At 34.5% G+C, this 3,419-nt stretch carries 3 protein-coding genes; all 3 read left to right on the top strand.

Going from position 1 to position 3,419, the window contains the following annotated elements; all coding sequences use genetic code 11:
* The first annotated feature begins 179 nt into the window (after nucleotides 1-179).
* Nucleotides 180-506 carry a hypothetical protein gene (locus tag F6K49_RS37805; protein WP_293105342.1) on the top strand — a complete coding sequence of 109 codons (327 nt, stop codon included), beginning with the start codon at nucleotides 180-182 and terminating at the stop codon, nucleotides 504-506.
* A gap of 94 nt (nucleotides 507-600) precedes the next feature.
* Complete coding sequence (locus tag F6K49_RS37800; protein WP_293105340.1) at nucleotides 601-2,523, top strand: hypothetical protein; 1,923 nt, start codon at nucleotides 601-603, stop codon at nucleotides 2,521-2,523.
* A 94-nt stretch (nucleotides 2,524-2,617) separates the two neighbouring features.
* Nucleotides 2,618-3,419: GTPase (locus F6K49_RS37795; protein ID WP_293105338.1), on the top strand; the 802-nt coding region annotated here is incomplete at its 3' end.

Raw genomic sequence — 3,419 nt, 5'->3', positions numbered from 1 at the left:
ATGTTTTCCCATTCTGATACTCCAGTAAATGTAACTTCTCAATTACCCCTGCACCCCCTGTTTAGGATATATGTTGGCAGTCCCTTTGCCAAAAGTAAGTGAATCTGTTATAACTCAGATATGACTGAAATTACTGTGCTGGCCACTCTCGACGACACAACCGACCTCCCAGAGAAGGAATGTCTGGGCTTGTTTTTGCAACAGCAGCAAGCAATAATAGGGTTGTTGGCGGAGCAACATCAAGCATTAGAGAAACAGGTAAAAAAGAGCGTCTTTATCGGTTAGATCAGGCGGTGATGTTAGGGGAGTGTGGTTTAGTCAAAGAAGCTAATCAACAAGCTGAACAAGCATTAGTTTATTGGGGTAATAATAAAGTTAACAACTTTTTACCTGATTTTAACTTAGTAATGGAGGTCGCCCAAAAAGATGATCTTAAATTTTCAACCAACTTGCTAAATGTCTATCAACTAGCTAATTGCCAAGAAGAAGCTATTAAGCTTCAATAAATCATTCAAACCATCAAAACATCTAAATTTCAACCATATTGATTGGTTTGTTTACCATAAAAAATAATCAAACCCAAATAAGGAGACGTCTATCATGTCTAACAAAGCATTGCAAACTCTACAATTTATCTTTCAAGATCGTCCTGATGTTTTACGACTATTTGATTTCAGAGAAGTAGATTTAAGTGGTCGTGTAGATGAAGAATGGTTAAAAAAACAATCTGAAAAAGAGTTATTTCCAAAACCTGTTAATTTTTATGCTACTGGACGTACAGGTGCAGGTAAAACTACACTAGCAGTTACTTTGATAGATCCTGATAAAAAATTAGCAAATACTATTAATGATGTTAATAATGATGAGGTTTTTGAAAGTTCAGGTAAAACAGATTGCACTTGGATGGTAGTTTTCTTTAAAATGCGTAGTAACTTATGGTATTTTGATCTTCCTGGTGCTGGAGGTTGTAGCGACACATACGAAAATATTAATCGAGCTGCTTTGATGCTTCCCCAGATTGATGATGAAGATGAGGAATTAACACCTGTTGATAAATTTGAGTTATGGAATTGCTCAGATTATCCTACTACTAAAAAAGTTTTAAAAGAAGATATAGAAGTAGAGCAATGGCAATCCCCCGAAAATCAGGAAAATTGTAAACCTGATATTATTCTTTATGTGGTTGCTCCTCATACTCAATTTGTGAAACCAGATCGTAAATATTTAAAAGCTTTACTCAGAAAACAGAAAAAACAAACTGATAAAAATAAAGTAATTTTTGCCCTAAATATTCATTTTACAGATGATGGAACAAGAATAACCACTCAAGCAAGTGTAGAAGATGCAAGGCAACAAATAACTAAAATTTTTCAAGAATTTTACCCTAATGAATCTTTGCCTATTGTTGAAATTGACTGTAAGCAAGGGACAGGAATTAATCAAATTACCAAACTAATGCTTACAATGTTACCAGATAATAAAATTGGTAACTTTAAACAAGTTTTACCCGATCAACTGAAGGAATTTGCTATACAAGAACGTAGTTGCCGTTATCGCAAAGCATTAATTCAGATTGCAAGTCGTTTAGCTACTCGTAAAGTAGATGAAAAACAAGGTAATCAAGACTTAATCAATGAAGCCTATATGGCAGTTGCTGATTATGGTATTCGAGTTTTTCAGGAAGAAGATGCTACCTTGGAAGCTGCAAAAGAATTGAATGATACAATTGTTCAGTTAGCTCAAGAGGCCAAAATTTCACGAGAAGAAGCGCAAACAATCTTAGTAGATCGGATTGTTTATAACAACCAGGAAGTCGAAAAAAGTGAGTATGTACCTGATTTTCAAGACGTAGAAGTTGAAAAGCAAGTTATAGAATATGAACAATCTCAAGAATCAAGAAAACAACTTGTTGATGGGGAAGGTTCTCCTGGTGGTATGGCTGGTGGGGCTGATCTTGCTGGTATGGCTGGTGGCATTGATCTTGGTCAATTAGCAGGTGCAAGTGCTGCTGCCTTTGGTGAAATGGCGAGTGGTACAATGGCGGCAATAGGAGCTGGTTTAGCAACCGGCGGATTAGCATTTCTACCTGTTCTTGGTGCTAGTATATTTGGTGCTGCTGGAATGGGTGGAAAGAAACAGAAAAAACAAGTTACTGTTAGTGAAGATGTGATTAAACCCGTAGTTAAAACTATCACAACTACTGAGAATAAATTTATGGGCATGAAAGAAGTTAAGAAAAAAGTTTTAGAAAAAGTCCCAGAAGTAATACAACAAGAACAAGAGATAGGCAAAAAATATTTACAAGGTGGTTATCCTGTTGTTGAAAACTTGTTAGCTATTGGCTTAGGCATTGAAAGTGCTAATGGAAAGCAAAATTTCCAAACTGATTTTCAGGCAATAGTAGAAGTAGGGCGTCGAGAAACTCAAGCAATATTATTGCCATATAAGGAAGCGATTAACTCCTTTGCTGTTAGCGAGAATGAAGAAGAAATTAGCAAAATTTTAGAAAGGATTTTATTCTAACTCTAGAACCTTGTAACAGAGTGGGGAAATCATAACTATTCCCTGCTCTAGATTTAAAAACTATTCTTTAAGCACATGTTAGGAACAAAAAACTATGTATTTCCAACTTAAGCCTCCATCCATTGCTAAAATTCGTGCCAAGTTTATCATTGAAAAGCTCGGCAATTATCCTAGAAATATTGATAATATTAACTTATTTTTTACAGGTAGAACAGGAGCAGGTAAAACGACATTAAGTAATCGTTTGCTTGGTAGTGATTACTTCTTGTCTACAGGTCATCAAGATTGTACTAAGGAAATTAATCTAATTGAGTTTCCTATTGGTTTAAAATGTTTTGATACTCCTGGTGTTTGTAGTGATGAACTCTTAGAAAATTATAATCGAGTTGCTTTAGGAATTAATCAAATTGAGGATTGTCCCATTGTAGAAGACCTTACTTTAGCAAGATATCGAGAAAATTGTTCTGCTCCTCAAGAAGAAAATCTCAGTATATCAGAATTTGTAAATCTAGAATTTCAGCCAGATTTAATTTATTATCTCATAGCACCAGAAAAACTATTTACGAGAGGCGACCGCCAATATTTAAGAGATTTACTAAAATTTCACCAAAATGTTATTTACGTTTTTAATATGTTTGTTAACAAGCAAACAGGGGTGAGCTATTTTGCCAAAGAAGCAAATATTCAAGACACAGCTACCCAAATTTCAAAAGTTCATCATAAAGTTTTAGGACAACATTCTCAGCCTGTTATTATTGGAGTTAATTGTTTTACAGGAGAAGGTATTTCAGACTTATTACATCAGTCTTACATGATGTTAAAAGGAAATAAAGGTAAACTTTTTAAAGAATTAATTCAATATCAACAGCAAAAAACTCCTGATGAATATGTTAATA

It is taken from the genome of Moorena sp. SIO3I6 (assembly GCF_010672095.1).
The sequence above is the reverse complement of the archived record's forward strand: the minus strand, read 5'-3'. Positions and strand labels throughout refer to the sequence as shown.